General features: G+C 44.9%; 22 protein-coding genes and 1 pseudogene. 17 read left to right on the forward strand and 6 right to left on the reverse strand.

Annotated elements, in window-relative coordinates; genetic code table 11:
- Positions 1-37: 37 nt before the first annotated feature.
- Together natK and natR are read right to left on the reverse strand one after the other, a co-directional pair.
- Positions 38-994: a two-component system sensor histidine kinase NatK gene (gene natK, locus P3L57_RS01600; RefSeq protein ID WP_069487455.1), complete on the reverse strand. Its 957-nt coding sequence runs from the start codon at positions 992-994 to the stop codon at positions 38-40.
- 12 nt (positions 995-1,006) lie between these two features.
- Complete coding sequence (gene natR / locus P3L57_RS01605) at positions 1,007-1,708, reverse strand: two-component system response regulator NatR (RefSeq protein WP_024120110.1); 702 nt, start codon at positions 1,706-1,708, stop codon at positions 1,007-1,009.
- A 143-nt stretch (positions 1,709-1,851) separates the two neighbouring features.
- Here natR and natA point away from each other — a divergent pair, with 143 nt between their 5' ends.
- The 3 genes from natA to P3L57_RS01620 all read left to right on the forward strand — a co-directional run bounded on the left by natA (position 1,852) and on the right by P3L57_RS01620 (position 4,821).
- Positions 1,852-2,592 carry a sodium ABC transporter ATP-binding protein NatA gene (natA, locus tag P3L57_RS01610; RefSeq protein ID WP_059334429.1) on the forward strand — a complete coding sequence of 247 codons (741 nt, stop codon included), beginning with the start codon at positions 1,852-1,854 and terminating at the stop codon, positions 2,590-2,592.
- Positions 2,593-3,753, forward strand: coding sequence for an ABC transporter permease (locus P3L57_RS01615; protein ID WP_069487456.1), 1,161 nt, complete (start codon positions 2,593-2,595; stop codon positions 3,751-3,753).
- Between the two features lie 135 nt (positions 3,754-3,888).
- Entirely contained in the window at positions 3,889-4,821 is a 933-nt protein-coding gene (locus P3L57_RS01620; protein WP_059334431.1) for an aldo/keto reductase, read from the forward strand.
- A gap of 37 nt (positions 4,822-4,858) precedes the next feature.
- Here P3L57_RS01620 and P3L57_RS01625 read toward each other — a convergent pair whose 3' ends face one another.
- Both P3L57_RS01625 and P3L57_RS01630 read right to left on the reverse strand, forming a co-directional pair.
- Positions 4,859-5,923 (reverse strand): DUF4352 domain-containing protein, encoded by a 1,065-nt coding sequence (locus P3L57_RS01625; protein WP_059292019.1) that lies wholly within the window; start codon positions 5,921-5,923, stop codon positions 4,859-4,861.
- Positions 5,924-5,946: 23 nt separating this feature from the next.
- A pseudogene (locus tag P3L57_RS01630) lies at positions 5,947-6,077 on the reverse strand (hypothetical protein).
- Between the two features lie 164 nt (positions 6,078-6,241).
- Here P3L57_RS01630 and P3L57_RS01635 point away from each other — a divergent pair.
- Complete coding sequence (locus P3L57_RS01635) at positions 6,242-7,663, forward strand: YcdB/YcdC domain-containing protein (RefSeq protein WP_069487576.1); 1,422 nt, start codon at positions 6,242-6,244, stop codon at positions 7,661-7,663.
- Positions 7,664-7,848: 185 nt separating this feature from the next.
- Positions 7,849-9,210 (forward strand): YcdB/YcdC domain-containing protein, encoded by a 1,362-nt coding sequence (locus P3L57_RS01640; protein WP_069487457.1) that lies wholly within the window; start codon positions 7,849-7,851, stop codon positions 9,208-9,210.
- Between the two features lie 5 nt (positions 9,211-9,215).
- Here P3L57_RS01640 and P3L57_RS01645 read toward each other — a convergent pair whose 3' ends face one another.
- On the reverse strand, positions 9,216-9,719 hold the full coding sequence (locus P3L57_RS01645) for a peptidoglycan L-alanyl-D-glutamate endopeptidase CwlK (RefSeq protein ID WP_044162047.1): 504 nt from the start codon (positions 9,717-9,719) through the stop codon (positions 9,216-9,218).
- A 120-nt stretch (positions 9,720-9,839) separates the two neighbouring features.
- Between P3L57_RS01645 and P3L57_RS01650 the strand changes: the two genes are divergently transcribed.
- The 6 genes from P3L57_RS01650 (at position 9,840) to znuB (ending at position 16,271) form a co-directional block, all read left to right on the forward strand.
- A complete protein-coding gene (locus tag P3L57_RS01650; RefSeq protein ID WP_069487458.1) occupies positions 9,840-10,961 on the forward strand; it encodes a response regulator aspartate phosphatase in 1,122 nt (373 codons plus the stop codon).
- A 110-nt stretch (positions 10,962-11,071) separates the two neighbouring features.
- The gene (locus P3L57_RS01655; RefSeq protein WP_059292016.1) at positions 11,072-11,848 is read left to right on the forward strand and encodes an SDR family oxidoreductase; all 777 of its coding nucleotides are present in this window, start codon (positions 11,072-11,074) and stop codon (positions 11,846-11,848) included.
- Between the two features lie 26 nt (positions 11,849-11,874).
- The gene (locus P3L57_RS01660; RefSeq protein WP_069487459.1) at positions 11,875-13,563 is read left to right on the forward strand and encodes a glycoside hydrolase family 13 protein; all 1,689 of its coding nucleotides are present in this window, start codon (positions 11,875-11,877) and stop codon (positions 13,561-13,563) included.
- A 192-nt stretch (positions 13,564-13,755) separates the two neighbouring features.
- The gene (locus P3L57_RS01665; RefSeq protein WP_059334435.1) at positions 13,756-14,718 is read left to right on the forward strand and encodes a metal ABC transporter substrate-binding protein; all 963 of its coding nucleotides are present in this window, start codon (positions 13,756-13,758) and stop codon (positions 14,716-14,718) included.
- Between the two features lie 57 nt (positions 14,719-14,775).
- Complete coding sequence (znuC, locus tag P3L57_RS01670; RefSeq protein ID WP_024120122.1) at positions 14,776-15,471, forward strand: zinc ABC transporter ATP-binding protein ZnuC; 696 nt, start codon at positions 14,776-14,778, stop codon at positions 15,469-15,471.
- Positions 15,429-16,271, forward strand: a complete 843-nt coding sequence (znuB, locus tag P3L57_RS01675) for a zinc ABC transporter permease ZnuB (protein ID WP_044162037.1) — start codon at positions 15,429-15,431, stop codon at positions 16,269-16,271. Before znuC ends, znuB begins: the two co-directional genes overlap by 43 nt.
- A gap of 40 nt (positions 16,272-16,311) precedes the next feature.
- On the opposite strand, the gene P3L57_RS01680 is transcribed toward znuB, so the two are convergent.
- Positions 16,312-17,307, reverse strand: a complete 996-nt coding sequence (locus tag P3L57_RS01680; RefSeq protein WP_069487460.1) for an LLM class flavin-dependent oxidoreductase — start codon at positions 17,305-17,307, stop codon at positions 16,312-16,314.
- 287 nt (positions 17,308-17,594) lie between these two features.
- On the opposite strand from P3L57_RS01680, the gene P3L57_RS01685 reads away from it, so the two are divergent.
- The 6 genes from P3L57_RS01685 (at position 17,595) to P3L57_RS01710 (ending at position 22,760) form a co-directional block, all read left to right on the forward strand.
- Positions 17,595-18,194: a TerD family protein gene (locus P3L57_RS01685; RefSeq protein WP_069487461.1), complete on the forward strand. Its 600-nt coding sequence runs from the start codon at positions 17,595-17,597 to the stop codon at positions 18,192-18,194.
- Positions 18,195-18,216: 22 nt separating this feature from the next.
- Positions 18,217-18,798 (forward strand): TerD family protein, encoded by a 582-nt coding sequence (locus P3L57_RS01690; RefSeq protein WP_044162033.1) that lies wholly within the window; start codon positions 18,217-18,219, stop codon positions 18,796-18,798.
- Between the two features lie 35 nt (positions 18,799-18,833).
- A complete protein-coding gene (locus tag P3L57_RS01695; RefSeq protein ID WP_010332927.1) occupies positions 18,834-19,412 on the forward strand; it encodes a TerD family protein in 579 nt (192 codons plus the stop codon).
- 51 nt (positions 19,413-19,463) lie between these two features.
- Positions 19,464-20,237, forward strand: a complete 774-nt coding sequence (locus P3L57_RS01700; RefSeq protein ID WP_024120125.1) for a TerC family protein — start codon at positions 19,464-19,466, stop codon at positions 20,235-20,237.
- 62 nt (positions 20,238-20,299) lie between these two features.
- Positions 20,300-21,460 carry an HpcH/HpaI aldolase/citrate lyase family protein gene (locus tag P3L57_RS01705; RefSeq protein ID WP_069487462.1) on the forward strand — a complete coding sequence of 387 codons (1,161 nt, stop codon included), beginning with the start codon at positions 20,300-20,302 and terminating at the stop codon, positions 21,458-21,460.
- Entirely contained in the window at positions 21,450-22,760 is a 1,311-nt protein-coding gene (locus P3L57_RS01710; RefSeq protein ID WP_044162209.1) for a phosphoribosyltransferase family protein, read from the forward strand. Before P3L57_RS01705 ends, P3L57_RS01710 begins: the two co-directional genes overlap by 11 nt.
- The last annotated feature ends 1 nt before the right edge of the window (position 22,761 follow it).

Genomic DNA, 22,761 nt, shown 5'->3' on the forward strand with positions numbered 1-22,761 from the left:
ACAAAAAACCTTGAAAAGCCAAGCTTTTCAAGGTTTTTTATTTTTGGAACGGAATTTTGATTTCTAATCGGAAGACAGGATGGCGATATGTGAAATCAAGCTTTCCAAAAGCTTGGTTCACCAGCATTTGGATCACATAAGTGCCGATTCCTTCATGAGTGCCGCTTTTCGTCGTATAGCCGAATGACTGATACAGTGTATCGAGCACTTTCGGTTCCATGCCGGGTGTCGTATTTTCACAAATCAGCACATAAAGCCCGCTTCGCAATGATGTCTCCAGCTTGATCTCCGCTTTCTCAGGGGCCTCTGCAGCGCTGTCGAGCGCATTTTCTAATATGTTGCCGGCCAGGCTGACCTGATCAGCGGGCGAGAAAGGGAGGGAAGAAAGCGGTGTATGCAAATGCAGTGAAACGTTCACATTCGAAGCGTTTGCTTTTTCCAGAAAGTCATACAGCACCCCTGCAATGTACGCACTCTCTCCTTTCAAAAACCGGTCATATTGACTGTACTGGCCCGCCCAATGTTTTATGTATGTTTGTGTGTCCGGCTCTGACTGCGCCGAGCTGAGCGCTGTGATATGCTTCATTGTATCGTGATTCCGGCTCCTCACATCCATCAGCATTCGATTGGCGTGCTGTTCAGCCTGAGTCAGCCGATCGATTTGTTTAAAAAGCTTTGTCAGCGAGCGGCACAGCCCGATGCGGAGCCATTCACACGTTGCGAATATCACAATCACAAGCAGCACCGCCAATCCAGAGGGGGCGATCAGCAAAAACGCCGCCGACAGAATGTGAATCACGGCGATGCATGAATAGAGCTGAAGCGGACAGCGATCCCGCATATGCTTCGTTTTCCATATGTATAAAACCGCTGCCGCCGCGCCTAAAGCAGCGGCGAGCCAAGAAACGGCTGTGCTGTTCGATAGAATGGCAGCCGACTGATAAAATAGGAAACTGAATAAAAACAAATAAAGACATTGAAACAGAGTTATCACAACCTGCGCTCCTCAAAAATAATAGTTTTGAAAATAATCAAGCTGCTGCTTGGTAATCATCGCTTTTTTAGATGTTCCCTCAAACGAAACCGTAAACGAATGCTTCGTATAAGCGGAAAAATGCTTAATGTAATGAATGTTGATAATAAAGGAGCGGTGCGAACGAAGAAAATCCTTCTCCGGCAGATCGCCTTTAATATCGTTTAATGTTTGATACGTTTGCACTTCTTCAGCTGTTGTCACAATCGTTGTCGACCGTCCTGTGCGTTCGGCGAAAATGATATCCTTCTTTTGCAGCACATGCATTTTAGATTTTTGTTTAATCAAAATCCGCCCGTTCAAGCTCGTTTCCGTTTTCTTTTTGAAATAACGTTCGAAGGAAGAGCTGAGACGATCGGCGTGGTACGGCTTCATAATATAGTCGTGGACGTTCAGATCAAATGCGTGAACCGCATAGCCGCTGTTGCCGGTGACGAAAATCACATCCACATCCAGCGAATGAGATCTGATTAAATCCGCCAGCTCGTAGCCTGACATGTGAGGCATCTCAATATCGGCAAGCAGAAGATCAATGTCCCCGTTCTTCACCCGGCTGTAAGCTTCCTCCGCCGAATCGGTTGCAAAGACAATTTCGACATCCTGCATTCTGGACACGATTGCTTCCAGCTTCTCTAAATCTACTCGATAATCATCGACTAGTCCGACTTTTACCATTATCATTCCCCTAGTTAAATAGAATCATCTTTATTTTATCCCATTTCGCGACATAAAAAGAACTCTTCGCGACAACTTTATCCAACAAATCCAGCTTTTCGTATATAGTCAATACTAGAAATAACGAAAAGGGAGATTGTGACATGATTACACTGACGGATTGCAGCCGCAGGTTTACAGATAAGAAAAAAGTAGTCAAAGCTGTGCGTGATGTAAGCTTAACGATTCAAAAAGGAGAAGTCGTCGGCATTCTCGGAGAAAACGGAGCCGGCAAAACAACGATGCTGAGAATGATCGCGACCCTGCTTGAACCGACACAGGGCACGATCACAGTAGACGGCTTTGACACGGCCAAGCAGCCGGCGGAGGTCAAGAAACGAATCGGCGTCTTATTCGGGGGAGAAACAGGACTCTATGACCGGATGACTGCAAAAGAAAATTTACAGTACTTTGGCCGGCTGTACGGGCTGAACCGCCACGAAATCAAAGCGAGAATTGAAGATTTATCAAAACGGTTCGGCATGCGTGATTATATGGACCGGAAAGTGGGCGGGTTTTCAAAAGGAATGAGGCAGAAAGTCGCCATTGCCAGGGCGCTGATTCACGATCCGGATATCATTTTATTTGACGAGCCGACGACAGGACTAGATATTACGTCAAGCAATATCTTCCGTGAATTTATTCAGCAGCTGAAAAGAGAACACAAAACCATCCTGTTCTCCAGCCACATTATGGAGGAGGTACAGGCGCTCTGTGACAGTGTCATTATGATGCACAGCGGAGAGGTCATTTACAGAGGAGCACTTGAAACACTATACGAGAGCGAACGCAGCGACGATTTGAACTACATCTTTATGTCTAAGCTGGTCAGGGGGATTTCATAAATGGTAGGACAGATTTATAAAAAAGAGATGATCGACGCATTACGGGACAGAAAAACAATTTTACTGACGATCTTGGTTCCGATGATTACGATGCTGGGCCTTGTGTTTTTCTACGAAAGCATGCTGGCGGACAAAGGGGAGCAGTACACGATCGCTGTCGGCCAGTCCCTGCCGTCTGAGCTGGAACATAAGCTGAATGCGATTGACGAAATCAGTGTAAAGACATTCGCAAAACCTGAACAGGCGGTCGATGACGGCAAAGCGGATGTGTATCTGAACGTCCCGAAAGAGTTTGATTCTTATATCACCAGTATGACATCTTTTGAGGTTGACGTTTACGGCAGCTCGGTCGATCAAGGTTCATCAAATGCTATGCAGCTTGTGCAATCTGCCTTAGAGCAGTACAAAAATGAAATTGTGCAAGAACGTTTAACGAGTAAACATATTGACCATTCGGTGATCCAGCCGTTTTCAGTTCAGCAAAAAGAAGCAGATGAAGAGCAAGGCGTTTCCGCGATCATGCTTTCCGCCATTCTTCCGATGCTGCTTTTAACATCAATCGTTTCCGGTGCCATGCCGATTGCTCTAGATATTATTGCCGGAGAAAAGGACCGGAAATCCATAGAAGCGCTGCTGTTAACCCCGGTCAGCAGAAACAAAGTGTTAGTCGGCAAGTGGCTTGCGGTTTCTACCTTCGGGATAGCTTCTGGCGTATTGTCACTGATCTTTCTGATTCTGTGCACCGTCTTATTTACGGAAAAGTTAAGAACAGCCTTTCAGCTGGGAGATCACTTATGGGTCATTATCGGAGCTTCAGCCTTGATCATCGTGCTTTCTGCAATGCTGATCGCCGCAATGGAGCTTATGATCAGCATCATTTCCGGCACGGTAAAAGAAGCGCAGAGCTATATGTCTCTTGTCGTCTTTCTGCCTATATTCCCGATGTTTTTCATCTTCAATAAGGCGCCGAATCAAATCGATCTATCCTACTTTTTCATCCCATTCCTAAACCTGCACGCCTTATTTAAACAGCTGTTATTCGGGATGATAAATCCGGCTGCCATTCTATACACGTGCGGAACCATCGTCGTGCTCATCGCCATTTTCTTTTTACTGGCCAGAGCCTGCTTCTTAAAAGACAAATGGGTTCTTCCAAAATAAACTTGCAAAAGGAGAAATACACTTTCTCCTTTTTGTGTATGCTGAAAAAAGAAGGAAAATAGAAAAAGGATATCTAATACAGAAAGTGGAACCTGCGCTATTTTTCATCAAATCATTTCGGAAGGAGAAGGGACAATGGATCAAACACGTGCACTTGGGCAAACGAATTTACAGGTGAAACGGATCGGATTCGGCGCAAATGCGGTTGGCGGGCATAATCTGTTTCCGAATCTGAATGATGAAACTGGCAAGGACTTGGTTCGCACGGCATTGGACGGCGGCGTGAACTTTATCGATACTGCCTTTATATATGGATTGGGGCGATCCGAAGAATTAATCGGTGAGGTTGTTCAGGAACGCGGTGTCCGGGATCAGCTCATTATCGCCTCTAAAGGAGCCCATAAAGAAGTAAACGGCAGCATTGAATTAGACAACAGCCGGGAATTTCTTCGCGGCGAGGTGGAAAAGAGCCTGAAGCGGCTGAAGACAGATTACATCGATCTGTATTATGTTCATTTTCCGGATGGCAAGACACCTCTTGTGGAAGTCGCAGGCACGCTGAAGGAACTGAAGGATGAAGGGAAAATTAAAGCGATCGGGGCTTCGAATCTCAATTATCAGCAATTGCAGGAGTTTAATGCGGACGGGTACTTGGAGGTCTTTCAATCAGAATACTCTTTAATTCAGCGTGATGCTGAGAAGGAGCTGCTCCCATACTGTGAAAAACACGGGATTTCCTTTATTCCGTACTTCCCGCTCGCATCCGGGCTGCTGACCGGAAAGTTTACAAAAGATGATGCCTTTGACGACATTCGTAAGGACAAGCCGCAATTCCAGGGAGACACCTTTATTCAAAACTTGAAAAAAGTGGACAAGCTCAAAGCGGCAGCTGAGGAAAAGAATGCGGAAACGGCTCATGTCGCCTTGGCTTGGCTGTTAACGAGACCGGCTGTAGACGCCATTATTCCAGGTGCTAAGCGCCCGGAACAGCTGAAGGCTAACCTGAAAACGTTAGATGTTGAACTGACGGATGATGAAGCAGATTTCATCAGCGAGATTTTTAAATAAAAAAGGAAATAGCCAAAGGGCTATTTCCTTTTGATGTTTATTCTTTAATGAATGCTTCAACTAATTCTGCTGCTCTGTAATCGTCCATATCAAGCTGCCACTGGTCGATGTCATTTTTCTTCATTTTCACTTCAACTGTTTTTTCAGATGAAGCCGGTCCGAGCTTTTTGAATTCCTCAGGATATACTTGAAGCGCGTATTTCACAGCTTCTTCATAGCTTGCGCCAGCATTTTTGCTGTAGTAGTCTTTCACTCTGTCTTCGATGCGATCTGAGAGTGAAGATGCATCTACTGGTTTAATTGTGGCTTCAACAATCGCTTCGTCTTTGGAGATCGAAGTTGTTTTCGCTTGAATCGATGAGTTTTTGCTTAATCCCGCTTTAATGCCGTTCACGATATTATCAAGCGCTTTGCTGTCCGCATATGTGCTTGAAAGGCCTGAAGCTGAGAGGTAGCCGTCTTTTGCTGACTCGTTAAAGTCGTTCACAATCTCATTTTTGTTAGCGCCGGTGATTTTTTCGAAATCTTTGTTATCTTTACCGAAAAGAAGGACATCTATATATGCCGATAAAGCTTTCGCAGAGTCTTGGAGCTGATCTGCTGTCGCAAGAATTTTTTTGTCTTTTCCATCAATTTTGAATGTGACTGATTTTGGCTTCTTATCACCGTAAGATTCCGGCGTATAATTCAGCTCGTATTTTTCGCCTTTATCTACAACGAAGAAAAGATTTCCTTCAACGGATTTGTCAGTGTTGATCGTGCTGCCCTGCAGCTTTTCGTTATAGTCTTCAGGATCTGTGTCAGACATTTTTGTATCACCCTGGTACAAAGTGAAATCCATATTGTCTACATTAAGCGGTTCTTTCCCTGTGTTTTTCACAGCGACATTTACCTTTAACACGAGCTGATCATCTGAAGTTGACTTATCATATTGAGACGGAAGTGTATAAGAGACATCTTTGATCTTAACTTGAGCTATATCTGCGCTTTTTTCTGTTTCTGAATTTTTCTTCTCCGCGCTTGTTTTACTTCCGGAACAAGCAGCTGTAAACAGCATCAGCAGGAGAACAAGGAAAACAGCGTACGTTTTTTTCTGAAACATTCATTTTTCCTCCTCAAATGGTTTTAGGAAAGGGGAGTCTTTTGTCTTTGAGAATTGGATCTTTTTGAATGGATTGACATCATGCAGCCAAAAAAATCGGTTCTTTTCTCATGGTTTTACCCAGATTTCTGGAAACTCCGTCCTTCTTTGCGATTGATGACCTATAAAAAGTTGCAACGGAATTAATTTTAAGATTATTAGCTTTTATATTGAATAGGTTCATCATACTATTTTTGGTGAAAAATGTTCTGGTAAAACTGGAAAACACAGAAATTTGTGTATATTAGACTATTACTTTGTGATCATTCGAAGGGTGACATTCGAACGAAGAAGGGGGCCGCCTTGGTGAAAAAAGAGGAATTGAAACAAAAAGCACTGGAAATCGGCCGTGTGCCGACACATTTAAAGCTGGAAATTGAAGATTATGGTGATGAACGGAAAAGGTCGTATTTTTGCTGGATAGATCCGCAGGATGAACACAAAGGGATCGTCGTAGAGCTTGGACCGGACGGACAGCTGGAAGGGCTTTCTCGTGATATTGAGCTTGAAAGCGATGAGAAGCTGTCCGAAGACCAAATAGAGGATATTTTGATTCAGTTCGTGAATTCTCATTATCCTGAAGCTCCGTCTGCATTTGTCCGTGAAGAAAATGATGAGGCATATGATGATAAGGTAAGGTTTTCATATGTTCAAATGGAAGACGGGCTGCCGCTTCCTATGAGCGGATTTATGGCTGATGTCTCCTTATCAGGGGAGGTGGTGTATTTTCGGTATTACGGGAAAGCGTGCAATATAATCAAGCCGGAACAGGTCGCAGATGAAAAAGAAGCACTGGCTTATTTCAAGAAAGATGTAGATGTCACTCTCCTGTTTGAGATCCTTCATCGCTCTGTCTACAAAAACGGAGACGATCAGCCGCATTTGGTGTATGAGTTTGAAAACGCGGGCATTGCTGTGCCTGCTGATTTGGTTCGAGAAGACAAAGAATTTGATGATGACGATTACAGGGAGCGGGAAAGCTTTCCTCTCCCTTTATTCGAGGGCATTCACGAAAAGGCTGATCCTGGCAGCATGATCGGGATCGAAAAAGGCTTTGTCAAAGAGCGGGAAACGGATCTAGGGGATGGGAGAATCGGGGTCGTCTGGAGGAATCCGGATAATCCTGTGTATCAACGGGCGGATAAAAGCATGGACAGCTGGTTAAGAGGACGGATTCACCAAGTGCTGAAAACCATCCATAACAAAGAAACCGGAAAACTTGAAGGTGTTATGTCGTTTATAGACGAAAAAGGGCCGTATACCGTAAGCGAGGAAGAGTGCGAAAAAATCGCCATTCGTTTTCTGTTTGCGTTGTTTCCGAATGCTGATCAATATTTTAAGATCAAATACGATGAACAGGATGAAGAAAGCTCGTCAGCCGTCTTTACGTTTGACGTGCACTGTAACGGAGTTCCGCTTCGGTTTGGGCAGGTCAAAATCTGCGTCAGCCGCCAGACAGGACTTATTACCGTTTACATGGGACCGGACATTGACCCTGAAGTGCTCCAAGCTATTGACCCTGTTCCATCCATTTCACCGGAACAAGCCAAGTCTATCTTTTGGCGCCATTTTAAAGTGGAGCTTGGCTGGGAGAGAGAATACAAAGAAGATGAAGAATACAGCTACCGGCTCGTCTACAAGCCGGTATATCCGAGATTGATTGATGCCCATACTGGTGAGGCTGTCATGAGTGTATTCTAAAACAGTCAAAAGTCACACATTTCCGGCGTGTGTACTGGCTGAGGTATGAAAAAAGTAATAGAAAGAATATGGGAACCCAGTTTCCTTAATAGAAAAGGACCTTTCTTCACTTTCAAAGAAGAAGGGTCTTTTTATATAATAAACAAGGTTCTCTTTGTCGTAGACTCTTTGAAAGGATGACTTCATTGGTAAACAAACAGCTGAAAAAGAAGGCGCAAGAGATCGGAAATGTACCGCCGCATTATGAGCTTGAGATCGAAGATTATGCTCAAAAACAAAAGAAGAAGGGGCATGCATACTTCATTTGGAAGGACCCCGAAAATCCGGAAAAGCAAATTATCGTAGAACTCTCGAATGACGGCGCTTTGCTCACATTTTCAACAGCCGCCGGCCTCGAGCAGGACAAAAAGCTCCCAGATGCCGAGCTGAAGCTGACAGCTCTTCAGTTTGCCGCAGCCCACCATCCGGCCACATTTATGAAATTTCATTTTCAAGCCAAGGAAGAACGAGGGCATCACATCCGGTTTGTTTATACAAAAAAACAGCTGGGCCTCTCGCTTCCTAATTCAGGATTTTTAATAGATATTACCCGCAGCGGACAGATTGTCCATTTTTTATATTACGGAGAAGGGAACAAAGCCGACATCCCAAAGGAATTCGTAGAGAAAGAGAAGGTCATTTCTCATTACGTCAATACCATGTCTTTACGTCTCATGTATGACGTCATTGATGATGAACAGTCGCCCAGGCTCGTCTATGAACCGATTTTGCCGGGTTACAGCTATCCAGCGGATGTAGATGAAATCGTGCCTGACCAGCATATATCGGATGAAAGAACGGAAAACGGGGTGCCTCTCCCGCCGCTTGAAAAAAAAGGAGAAACCGATATATATGGAATGCTGGGATTTACCCCTGATATGAAAAAAGTCGGTGAAAAGGACTTCGGAGAGGAACTTGGAAGCACTTGGCGCAAAGGCAGTGCACCGGAGCGAAAGGATTTAAGCATAGGAAGCTATTTTGCAGCGAGAAATAAAAATACAATCAAGATGAAGACTGATAAAAAAACAGGAAAATTAAAAGCGGCTATTTCTTTTATGGAGCAGCAGGGTTCTGCACATTACTCAATGGAGGAATGCCAAGAGACAGCGCTTCAGTTTTTGTACGCACTCTATCCGAGAGCTGATGAGTTTTTCAGAGTTAATCCAATCCGAATCGATGAAAGAGGCAGGGTCCGTAATCATTTTTCTGTCTGGTATAAAGGAATACCGCTGCGGTTCGGTGCTGCCCGCATCATCGTCAACCCGGAAACCGGAAAAATTGACGCTTTTATGGCTCCGGATATAGACCCAGAGCAATTAGAAACAATCAACCACAAACCGGATGTTTCAGCTGACGAAGCGAGAGAAGCATTTTTATCTGCTTTTGATGTGAAGCTGGAGTGGCAGCCTGATTTTTCAGCAGGCAGCCATCAGCATTATAAGCTTGTGTATAAGCCGATTTATCCTTCATATATTGACGCGCATAAAAGAAAAAAGAAGAGGCTGTGAGGTGTCTAGTCAGGAATCATCTGCAAGTGAGGGTAATCCTTGAACCGTTCCCAATCCCCGCCCCACTCAAATCCGAGTTTTTTAGCGATGGTGACGACCTCCAGCCAATCTGATTTCCCGTTTTGATTGCCGTCGTAATCCATATCCCATAAGATGCTTCCATCCTTTTTCTGAAGAGCGAAATCAATCGCTAAACCATAGTTATGATACGATTCCCCTCCTTTTGCATAGGTGACAATATTCCCTTTTTTTGTACGTCCTTGCTTATATAATTCGTCTTGTTCCTTGAAGGATCTGAATCCTTCGGTAATCACGATTGAGATGCCTTTATTCGCAGCGGCCGCCTTGAGGGTATCGGCGTTCTGCTTCACAATCGGATCAAGAGCAGACGGAACAGGCCTGTCCTGCAGGGCGGTTTGAGCGTGCCAAGCGTGCCGCACATATGAAAAACAAAGGTCTGCCACAAACAGGAGGCATAAGATAAAGGATGTTTTTGCTATTAACTTCATATCGGTCTCACTTTCTCATGAGGTGCTGAATGTTATGTTTTAAGCCATTGACTCTCTCTAAAAGAGAATAGCTATGATAAAATATAACATAAATAGTAGCAGGAGGAAGGAGGCAGAACAATGAGAGCAAAGATTCCATCTGAAGAAGTGGCGGTAAAACTAAACGAATGGTACAAACACATTCGTGCGTTTGAAGCAGTTAAAGCAGAAGCGTTAAAGCAGGAGATCGAGTACGAATTAGAAGACATGGAAGAAAATCAGGATTTGCTATTATATTTTTCTTTGATGGAATTTCGGCATCGGATCATGCTGGACAAGCTGATGCCGGTGAAAGACAGCGACACCGAGCCTCCGTTCTCTGACATGCTGAACGAAATTGAAAGCAATCAGCAAAAATTGACGGGCTTATTAGAATATTATTTTTACTATTTCAGAGGGATGTACGAATTTAAGCAGAAAAATTTCATTTTAGCCATCGATCATTATAAGCACGCCGAGGAAAAGCTGGAGTATGTAGAAGATGAGATTGAAAAAGCTGAATTTCTTTTTAAGGTCGCAGAAGTGTATTATCACATCAAACAAACGTATTTTTCGATGAATTATGCAAGCCAGGCGCTTGATATCTATACGAAATACGAACTGTACGGCCGCCGCCGTGTGCAGTGTGAATTTATCATTGCCGGAAATTTGACGGATGTCTACCATCATGAAAAGGCGCTCAAGCACTTGTGCAGCGCTTTGGATCATGCAAGGCAGCTTGAGGAAGCATATATGATTGCCGCCGCTCATTATAACGTAGGCCACTGTAAGTACAGCTTGGGAGATCTTAGCGAAGCGGAGGGCTATTTCAAGAAGGCCGCCGCCATTTTTGAAGAGCACAAATTTCAGCAGACCGTTCAAGCTGTATTTTCACTGACACATATCTACTGTAAAGAAGGAAAATACGACAAAGCAATAGAGACGTATCAACACGGGGTAAAAAGCGCGGCAGAATGGGCGGATGACATGTACTTAACAAAATTCCGCCTTATTCACGAGCTTTATCTAGGCAGCGGCGACAGGAAGGTACTCGAAGAATGCTTTGACCTTCTCGAATCCCGCCAGCTTCTCGCTGATGCAGAGGAGCTGCTGATGGACGCGGCAGAACGCTTCAATCAGCAGCGAAATTACGAGTCCGCCGCTTTCTTTTACCGCAGGCTGATGGACATAAAAAAGACACTTGCCGAGCAGCGATTCCAATAAGAGATGGCAGAGAACCGAAAAGGTTCTCTGCTTTTTTTATACTGTTTTCAACCCGGAAAAATGGGGTATTTTCCAGATACACAATGGAAAATCAGAGGAGGACATCATTTATGTATAAAGATTTAATCGGCAAAACAGCCATCGTAACAGGCTCTTCAAAAGGAATCGGGAAAGCCATCGCGGAACGCTTTGGGCACGAGAAAATGAATGTGGTGGTGAATTATCACAATGACCCGTCAGGAGCCGATGAAACAGTGGACATCATTAAGCAAAATGGAGGGAAAGCCGTCACAGTCGAAGCGGACGTGTCAAAGGAAGAAGGGATTCAGGCGCTGATGGATGCCGCTTTAGAACACTTTGGCACGCTTGATGTAATGGTGAACAATTCAGGCTTTAACGGTACAGAAGCCATGCCGCATGAGATGAACCTTGAAGATTGGCAAAGGGTCATTGATGTAAACGTAACGGGAACCTTTATGGGGGCAAAAGCCGCGCTCAATCACATGATGAAGAACAATATCAAAGGCAATGTGCTCAATATCTCAAGTGTTCATCAGCAGATTCCGCGCCCAGTTAATGTTCAATACTCAACTTCTAAAGGCGGCATCAAGATGATGACGGAAACGCTGGCGCTTAACTATGCAGACAAGGGAATTCGCGTCAACGCGATAGCACCGGGCACCATCGCCACAGAGTCCAACGTCGACACGAAAAAAGAAGAAAACAGACAAAAGCAATTGAAAAAAATTCCGATGAAAGCCTTCGGCAAACCGGAAGAAGTGGCTGCTGCAGCGGCTTGGCTCGTATCGGGAGAAGCGAGTTACGTCACCGGCACAACACTGTTTGTAGACGGAGGAATGACACTTTATCCGTCTCAGCTCGAGTAGAAAGAAAAAAACAGGGGGAGTGCGGGATGAAAAAAGACTGGTGGAAGGATGCAGTCGTTTATCAAATATATCCAAGAAGTTTTCAGGACAGTAATGGAGATGGGATCGGGGATTTGCGGGGGATTATTTCCCGGCTGGACTACATAAAGGAGCTTGGGGCAGATGTGATTTGGATATGTCCCATCTACCCTTCTCCAAATGTTGATTACGGTTATGATGTGACTGACCATAAGACGATTATGGAGTCTTACGGCACGATGGAGGATTTTCATGATCTGCTTGACGAGGTGCATCAGCGCGGCTTAAAGCTTGTCATGGATTTTGTCCTCAATCACACCTCAGTCGAGCATCCGTGGTTTAAAGAAGCGGAGCTGGACAAAAACAGCAAGCACCGCAGTTATTACTTTTGGCGCCCCGGAACCGAAGATGGCCCGCCGACAGACTGGGTGTCAGACTACGGACGTCCGGTTTGGCAATATGAGGAGCACACTGGCGAATATTATCTGCACATGAATGCCGTCAAACAAGCTGATTTAAACTGGGAAAACCCAGACGTTCGCCAAGCGGTATATGACATGATGAAGTTTTGGCTCGATAAAGGGGTCGACGGCTTGCGGATAGACCAGCTTCATCTGATCTCAAAGAAAGAGTTCCTTCCTTCATATGAGGACTACGTCAATCAGTGTGCAGAACCGAAACCCTTCCAGCCGAACGGCGAACGCATCCATGACTATTTAAAAGAGATGACAGACGAAGTATTTTCACAATACGATGTCATGTCGGTCGGCGAGGTTGGCTCTGTCACACCGGAGGAAGGCTTGACATATACGGGAACTGATAAGCATGAACTGAATATGATTTTTCACTTTCAGCATATGGAGCTTGACCAGCAGCCGGGAAAAGAACATTGGGATCTGAAGCCCCTGGAGCTTTCTGATTTAAAATCTGTATTAACAAAGTGGCAGAAGACGCTTGAACATAAAGGCTGGAATACTCTGTTCTGGTGCAACCACGACCAGCCGCGGATCGTTTCCCGTTTCGGAGATGAAGGGAGATATCGCAAAGAATCTGCGAAAATGCTTGCCACTGTCCTTTATTTTATGAAAGGAACGCCGTATATTTATCAAGGAGAAGAAATCGGCATGACAAACGCGCCGTTTGCGAGAATTGAGGACTACAAAGATATCCAAACGATCAATATGTATCATAAACGGGTGTTTGAAAACGGCTATGATCCTGAAGAAGTGATGACTTCTATCTTGGCCAAAAGCCGGGATCACGCCCGGACGCCGATGCAATGGAGCAGCGGGAAGAATGCCGGATTCACGGACGGAACGCCATGGCTTAAGGTCAATCCGAACTATACATCCATCAATGCCGAGGAAGCGGAGGCAGACCCCGATTCCATTTTAGCCTATTACAAAAAGGTGATCAGTTTGAGAAAGCAGTATGCAGATCTTATAAAAGGAAGCTACGATCTCTTGCTCCCAGATGATCCGCAGCTGTTTGTATATGTCAGAGAGAACGCCCGGCAGAAGCTTTTGGCGGTGAATAATTTTTCAAAAGAGAAGGCTGTATTCCAATGGCCGGAGCGCTGCTGCAAGGATCAGGCGTCCCTTTTACTCAGCAATTATAAAAACAACGGTGATATGGCTGATGAAATGGTGTTTCAGCCTTACGAGAGCAGAGTGTATCTTTTGAACACATGTGAATAAGAAGTCAGCCCGGCGCAGTTTGCCGGGTTTTTCAGTACATATATCCGCGCTGCACGCGGGAAGAATAAAAACATAGCGTCAACATAAAATTAATCTTGCAAAACGTAATGACTTCGGTTTATTATTATTAAGGATTACAAAATCGTTATCATTTGGATTTAAAGTCATTGTGAAAAAGAGGGGATATTCGTTATGTTTAAAAAATGGAGCGGTTTGTTTGTCATTGCAGCGTGCTTCTTATTGGTCGCGGCATGCGGCAACTCATCAACAAAAGGGTCAACGGATTCAAAGAGTGATAAACTGCACATTGTCACGACGTTCTACCCGATGTATGAATTTACGAAACAAATTGTGAAAGATAAGGGCGATGTGGATCTTTTAATTCCGTCTTCTGTCGAACCGCACGACTGGGAGCCGACGCCGAAGGATATTGCAAGCATTCAGGACGCAGATTTGTTCGTTTATAATAGCGAATACATGGAAACTTGGGTTCCTTCAACTGAAAAAAGCATGGGCCAAGATCATGCGGTTTTCGTAAATGCGAGCAAGGGCATCGATTTAATGGAGGGATCTGAAGAAGAACACGAACATGAACACGGAGATCACGAAGAGCATGAACACAGCCATGAAATGGACCCTCATGTATGGCTCAGCCCTGTTTTAGCGCAAAAGGAAGTTGAAAATATTACTGCGCAAATCGTGAAGCAAGACCCGGATAACAAAGAATACTATGAGAAAAATAGTAAAGAATATATTGCAAAACTGCAGGATCTTGATAAACTATATCGTACAACCGTAAAAAAAGCGGCGAAGAAAGAATTTATCACACAGCACACAGCTTTTGGCTATTTGGCAAAAGAATACGGCCTGACTCAGGTTCCGATTGCAGGGCTTTCTCCTGAACAAGAACCGAGTGCAGCTGACTTAGCAAAACTGAAAACGTATGCCAAAGAGCATGACGTGAACATTATATATTTTGAAGAAATTGCATCCTCCAAGGTTGCAGATACACTGGCCAGTGAAATCGGCGCGAAAACAGAAGTGCTGAATACGCTGGAAGGCTTAAGCAAAGAAGAACAGGATAAAGGTATAGGGTACATCGACATCATGAAGCAAAACCTCGATGCCCTGAAAGATTCACTATTGGATAAATAAAAAGATAGTGTGCGCCGGAGGGTGCACACTATTTCTTTGTGAGAAAGGAAGATTGACATGAATCTCGTCTCATTGAAAGATATCGTTTTTGGCTATTCCCACACGCCTGTGTTGGATAAAGTATCTCTTGATATTGAAAGCGGCGAGTTTGTCGGCATCACAGGTCCCAACGGCGCTTCTAAATCAACGCTGATCAAAGTGATGCTCGGCATGCTGAAACCGTGGGAAGGCAAGGTAACAATCAGTAAAAAGAATGCAGAAGGAAAACGTCTGACTATAGGGTATGTCCCGCAGCAAATCTCTTCATTTAATGCAGGTTTTCCGAGCACGGTGCTTGAGCTTGTCCAATCCGGCCGGTACACAAAAGGGAAATGGTTTAAACGTTTGAATGAAGAAGATCATATCGAAGTAGAAAAAGCCCTGAAAATGGTGGAAATGTGGGAGCTTCGCCATCGGAAAATCGGTGACTTGTCGGGCGGCCAGAAACAGAAAATCTGTATTGCCAGAATGCTTGCCAGCAATCCCGATCTCTTAATGCTGGACGAACCGACGACAGCGGTTGATTATGACAGCAGAAAAGGGTTTTACGAATTCATGCACCACTTGGTGAAAAATCACAATCGCACAGTTGTGATGGTCACTCATGAACAAAATGAAGTACAGCAATTTTTAGATAAAGTAATTCGATTAGAGAGAGGAGAAAAAGGCGGATGGAAATGTTTGACTTGGAATTCATGCGACGAGCTTTTCTAGCAGGCGGCATGATCGCCATCATGGCCCCGATTTTAGGGGTATATCTTGTGCTTAGAAGGCAGGCCTTAATGGCTGACACACTCTCGCATATTTCACTGTCGGGTGTTGCCATCGGCTTTTTCCTCAGCACCAATATTACCGCGGCGAGCATAGTCGTTGTGACCGTCGGCGCGGTCGGAATTGAATACATGCGGCGGGCATATCGGACATATTCGGAAGTATCCATTGCCATCTTAATGGCGGCGGGTTTGTCCTTCGCGATGTTTTTAATCAGCCTTTCGAAAGGCGCCGCCAATATGAGCATTGATCAGTACTTATTCGGGTCGCTCGTGACGGTAAACCAGCAGCAGGTCTATATTATCGGCATCATTACATTGTTGATCCTGCTTTATTTTATCGTGCTGAAAAGGCCGCTCTACCTGCTGACATTTGATGAAGCGACAGCCAAAACGTCCGGAATCAATACAAACATTTTGTCGATGTCATTCAGCATTGTCACTGGTCTTGCGATCTCAGTTATTATTCCGATTATCGGCGTACTGCTCGTATCGGCACTGCTCGTATTGCCGGCAGCTTTCGCCATTAGAATCGCAAAAGGCTTTAACATGGTATTTATGTCAGCTATACTCATTTCCTTATTCAGTGTATTTATGGGACTGACATCATCTTATCAGCTCGGCACACCGCCAGGGCCTTCCATTACTCTGCTGTTAATTGTTCTGCTCCTGATCGGTTTTGCAGTTCAGGGGATATGGACGTTTATCAAAAAAGAAACCCAGCGTAAAAAAGGGCGCAGATAAAAATAAAAAGCAGTTTTTCCTTTGGGGAAAACTGCTTTTTTTATAGAAATAACCCGGCAAGACGTTCATATGATTCTTTTTTCGCCTCAAAATCAAACACATTGCAAAGAACCATGATTTCATTTGTTTCATAGCGGTCCGCCAGCTCCAGAAGCTGCTGTTTTACAGTGCTTGGCGAACCGATGACCATGCGCTTTCTGTTTTCTCGTATTTGGTTTTTATCTGATTCAGTATAGTGGTATGCTTTCGCTTCCTCAAGGCTTGGCACCCTGCTGTCCAAGCCTTTCCCGACGCGAAGAAGCCACAAATCCTGGCTTAACGCGAGCTCATCTGCCTCTTCATCTGTTTTTGCGCAAATGACAAAGATCGTAAACAGTGCGGCCGGAGATGTGAAATGAGCTGATGGATGAAAGTTTTCACGATAGACGCGAAACGCGCTTTCCCCTCGTTCAGGGTTGATAAAATGTCCAAACACATATCCGATTCCCTGATGGGCCGCTCGCCTTGCGCTGTTTTCCCCTAATCCAAGCACCCAAAGCTCCGGTGCTGTGTCAATAAGAGGAGCCGCTTTGATCCCGGCATACGGATGCCCGGCGGGAAGCGAATCGGTCAGAAAATAAGAGACATCCTGAAGCTGTCTGTTAAAATCGGTTAAGCTTTTTTTGATGCCGTCGGTTAATGCGAGCCGGGTTTTCGTCGTTCCGCCCGGCGAACGCCCGAGGCCGAGGTCAATTCGGTTCGGATACAAGGCTTCAAGCTGGCGAAAGGTTTCGGCCACCTTAAAAGGGCTGTACTGAGGCAGAAGCACGCCGCCAGACCCGACACGAATCTTTTTTGTGTGAGCCGCGATGCGGGCGATCATAATTTCCGGTGCCGTGCTTGCCAGTCCTTTCGTGCTGTGGTGTTCGGCAAACCAATAACGCTTATAGCCCCATTCTTCACTTCGTCCGGCCAGCTCGACCGAATGCTGAAGGGTTGTCACGGGGCTTTCTCCTTTAGAAACAGGTGCCTGATCAAGTATGCTTAAATGAATCAAAAGGCCGCTTCCTTTCCGTTGCTTTTTAGAATGTGATACAAGAATAGGCAAAATGACTCGCTCACGTCAAATGGTTTGTTTAAGATCCGCCATTCATATGATTTGCAAAACATATATCAAATATGGGAGATTTTTTTCGAGGATTTTCGTCAATTATTCTTAACTTTTACGAAACTTTGATATAATAAAAAACGTATATATTAATAATTTACGGCATACTCAAGTTACGTTTGTACGTAAAAATAAATGTGACTATATTCACATTTCGATGATTAGGAGTGAATCGTGTGGCAATTTCTTTAGAAAAAGGTCAGCGAATTGATTTAACAAAAGGAAAAGCGGGTCTGTCAAAATTGATGGTCGGTCTCGGCTGGGACCCGGTTTCATCAGGCGGCGGCTTTTTTGGAAAGCTGCTCGGCGGAGGCGGACCAAATATTGACTGTGACGCATCAGTGCTGATGCTGGAAAACAGCAAGTTCACTGATAAGAAAAATGTCATTTATTTTGGAAACCTGAAAAGCCGCTGCGGCAGTGTCAAGCACACAGGTGACAACCTGACAGGCGACGGAGCGGGCGATGATGAGCAGATTTTAATTGATTTGGCGAAAGTGCCTGCCAACATTAATAAGCTTGTATTTGTTGTGAATATTTATGATTGCGTAAGAAGAAAACAGGATTTCGGCATGATTCAAAATGCTTTTATCCGTGTTGTTGATCAATCGAATCATGAAGAAATGCTCAAATACAATTTGAAAGACAATTATGCCGGCAGGACAAGCCTGATTACAGCTGAAATCTACCGCCAGGACGGCGAGTGGAAATTCGCGGCGGTCGGCGAAGGCACAAATGATACGAGATTAGAAGATATTGTCAACCGGTACGTATAAAAGAAAAAGGAGTGGATGAAACATGGCAATTTCATTGGCAAAAGGACAAAAAGTAGATTTAACAAAAACAAATCCGGGTCTTTCAAAGGTTGTTGTCGGTTTAGGCTGGGATACGAATAAGTATGACGGCGGTCATGACTTTGACCTTGATTCAAGTGTATTTCTTTTAGATGCGTCTGGAAAATGCGCATCTCAAAGTGATTTTATTTTCTATAACCAGCTTGAAGGAGGAAACGGTTCAGTCGTTCATTCAGGCGATAACCTGACAGGTCTTGGCGAGGGTGATGACGAGAATGTAAAAGTCAATCTCAGCGCCGTACCTGCGAATATCGACAAAATCTCATTTGTTATCACGATTCATGAAGCGGAAGCGCGCAGCCAAAACTTTGGACAAGTGTCAAACGCGTTTGTACGCATTGTCAATGAAGAAACAAATGAAGAGCTTATTCGTTACGATCTTGCGGAAGATTTCTCTATTGAAACGGCAATTATCGCTGGCGAGCTTTACAGACACAACGGAGAATGGAAATTCTCTGCTATCGGCTCAGGCTACCAAGGCGGTCTTGCCCGCATCGCAACAGACTACGGCTTGCAAGTCGGTTAAGACATATTACGAAGAGCAGAAAGGAGAGAGGCAGTATGGCCATTCAATTAGCAAAAGGACAGCGTGTTGACTTAACGAAAACAAACCCGGGACTCACAAAAGCGGTGATCGGTTTAGGCTGGGATACAAATAAGTACTCAGGCGGACACGATTTTGACCTGGATGCTTCAGCTTTTTTAGTGGATGCGCATGATAACTGTGTGAATGATCTCGATTTCGTCTTCTATAATAACCTTGAGCATCCGAGCGGCGGTGTCATCCATACGGGTGACAACCGCACCGGTGAAGGCGACGGAGATGATGAGCAGATCATCGTTGATTTTTCAAAAATCCCTGCTCACATTGAGAAAATCGGCATCACAGTTACAATTCATGACGCGGAAGCACGCAGCCAAAACTTTGGACAAGTGTCAAACGCGTTTGTACGCGTTGCAGATGAAGAGACTCAAAATGAGCTTCTTCGCTTCGATTTGGGAGAAGATTTCTCCATTGAAACAGCCGTTGTCGTATGTGAGCTGTACAGACACGGAAACGAGTGGAAGTTCAATGCGATCGGCAGCGGTTTTTCCGGCGGCCTTGCTTCATTGTGCCGGAACTACGGTTTGCAGGTGTAAGCGAGTGACAAATAAAGCAGTCACCGTTTTCAATTAATAGGAGGAAAAAACTTGGAATTTTTACATCACATCATGTCTACGTATGCTTCATTTTTCGATTGGAAAATGTGGGGGGAAGTTCTGACTGATCCGGTTTCTTGGGGTCTGATCGGTTCCCTTGTTGTGCTGGAAGGCCTTTTATCGGCCGATAACGCGTTAGTTCTTGCGGTTATGGTGAAACATCTTCCGGAAAAACAGCGTAAAAAAGCGTTAACGTATGGTTTATTCGGAGCGTATATTTTCCGATTTATATTCATCGGACTCGGTATGCTTCTCATTAAATTCTGGTGGATCAAGGTGCTTGGCGCGCTTTACCTGGCTTGGCTCGTCATTAAGCACTTCTGGATCGGCGAAAAAGAAGAGGAAGCAGACGGTATTAAGAAAAACTCTTGGATGGTCCGTACATTCGGTATCTTCTGGGCAACTGTTATTTCAGTTGAGCTGATGGACCTTGCCTTTTCTGTGGACAGCATCTTGGCCGCGTTTGCGGTATCTGAAAAAGTATGGGTTCTTTTGATCGGCGGTATGCTGGGTATTTTAATGATGCGAACAGTCGCAAAAGTATTCCTTGTGCTGATCGATAAAATCCCTGAGCTTGAAAACACAGCATTCGTGTTAATCGGAATTATCGCGCTGAAAATGGCAGGGAGCGCTTTCCATTATGAAATGCCGCATTCTGTATTCTTCATTATCATTATCGCTGCATTTGCGGTAACATTTATCATTCACTATATCAACAAACAAAAGCAGGTGCGCGAACAAACAGCTGCGTCAAAAGAAGAATAAAACAAAACAAGGAGGGAGTTTCATGTCCTTCCTTTTTTGTTACAGAAAAGAGGGTGACTGGTTTGCGGTATTTCCACTATTTATCAGCGCGTCAAGAAGAGCATGTATTTTATCAAGTGCCGAAACAGGTCACGAAAGAGGCGCCTAAAAAATGGCTTGAACAAGCGCTGGGAGCCCTATTATATATGCCTGCAACCCGCCACGACATAGCCGCTATGATTACTGAACAGAAGTACGAGGATCTAACATCCGTTGTTTTCTGCTTAGAGGATGCGATTGGGGATCATGAAGTCGAGCAGGCTGAACATAATCTCAACATTCAGCTTGAGCGCATAGAACAGGCGATTCAGCAAAACAAAATGGAACCGGATAATCTTCCGCTCATGTTTGTAAGGGTGCGTTCTCCGCAGCAGCTGCAGGAGCTGGCGGGCCGCTTGAAGCGCTTTCTTCATTTGTTAACCGGTTTTGTGTTTCCGAAATGTTCAGGAGTGAACGCCCGTGACTATGCGGAAACGCTGGACAACATTTCTCGCGGTATGAGAGCTCCGATTTATGGAATGCCGATTTTAGAAACGCCCGATTTGCTTTCTAAAGAGACGCGGCCGGAGGCTTTCGGAGAGCTGAGTGCGGTTCTGCATCAATATCAGGACTTAATTTTAAATGTGCGAATCGGTGCGACTGATTTGTGCGGGTTATACGGCATTCGGAGAAAGCCGGGGCAAACCATCTATGATATTCGCCTGATTTCCGATTTTATGGCGGATGTCATCAATTATTTCGGCCGGACGTTTGTCGTTTCTGGACCGGTCTGGGAATATTTCCAGACAGCGCAAAAGCCTCACCTTCTGTCAGCACACCAGCCTTCTGAGCTGAATGAGCATGTCAAAGGTTTGGTGAAGGAAACAGAGCTTGATATCGCTAACGGGATTCACGGAAAAACAGTCATTCACCCGTCTCAGCTTAAAGCGGTAAACAGCCTGTATGTTGTATCAAAGGAAGACTATATGGATGCGTTAAGCATTATTCATCACGGAAACGGTTCAATCGGTGTGATGAAAAGCCATTTTTCCAACAAAATGAATGAGATGAAGCCCCATATGAAATGGGCTGAGAACATTATAATAAAATCAGAAATCTATGGGGTGTATCATGAAAACCGATCTTTCTCCGATTTGCTCAACGAACAGCAAAACACTTCAAATATTGGACAATATGGCGGTTGATCTGTCGGTCACTGACAATCCGCTTTCTATTCCGGAGCAAGTCTTATTTGAAATGGCGGCGCGAGTGAACAAAAAAAGGGGTTTTTTATTTGTCAGCAAAGTGCTGGGAAAGCATATTCCAGTTCATCCGCTGAAGCCGCTTTTGGCGTCAGGGCTGCTTGCTTTGGAGTACGCTGAACGAAAAACGGGCCGTGAGCTGAAGGAGAAGGCCGACATTTTGAACGGGTTTCTTTCAGGAACGGACAGCGGGCTTCGGGCTGCTTATCGAACATTGCAAAACCAGCGCATTGCACTAGAGGAGGCGCCGCTTGTGATCGGGTTTGCGGAAACGGCGACAGCCCTTGGACACGCGGTTTATGACTGCATTGAGAATGCGTCGTATGTCCATACAACACGTGAATTGATACGAAACAACGAGCCTTCCATTACCTTTGTCGAGGAGCACTCCCATGCGACCGACCAGCTATGCTATGCGGAACCTCATATGATCAACAACGAATGCCCGGTGATTCTCGTGGATGATGAAATCACGACAGGAAAAACCGCACTGCATATCATTCGGGATATACAATCGAAGTTCCCCCGCAAAGAATACGCTGTTTTGTCTTTATTGGATTGGCGCACTGAGGAGCACAAACAAGCTTATGCTGAAGCGGAACGGGAATTAGGGGTTACCATATCAACAACAGCTTTACTGTCTGGGCGCATTTCCTTTAAGGGAGAGCTTTTGTCAGAGTCCTCCTACGATTACAGACCGAAGCCGCAGGAATCAGCAATAAACAGAACAGACATCGACTTGTCCGGCTTCTTTGCATCCTTACCCTATCAGCCGGCCACATTCGCAGACGAGCATTTTTATGTGAAGGAAACAGGGCGGTTTGGCTTAAAGGCGAGTGATAGGCAGGCGGTTCACGAGGCCTGCCGCCTTGCTGCGCAGCATGTGGAGCAGTATCGGAAGGGGAGAAGAACGCTTGTGCTCGGAACGGGAGAGCTGATGTACATTCCTATGAAAATCGCAGCGCATCTTCAGGGCTCCATTTCCTATCACTCTACTACCCGCAGCCCGATTCACCCTGTTGTCAAAGCGGGCTATGCTGTGCAAAACGGTTATTCATTTATGAATCCCGAAGATGAGGCGGTTCGCCATTTTATCTATAACCTCCCCGCCGGAGCGTATGACGAGGTCTTTTTCTGTCTTGAAAAGACCGTTTCGGATGAGGCGTTACAGCCGATTTTTCATATATTCAAAGAAAAAGAAGTGCCGCATATCCACATTGTTACCTTTTCAGGAAAGGCGTGAT

Source organism: Bacillus sp. B28, from assembly GCF_029536185.1.
Lineage (GTDB): Bacteria > Bacillota > Bacilli > Bacillales > Bacillaceae > Bacillus > Bacillus halotolerans.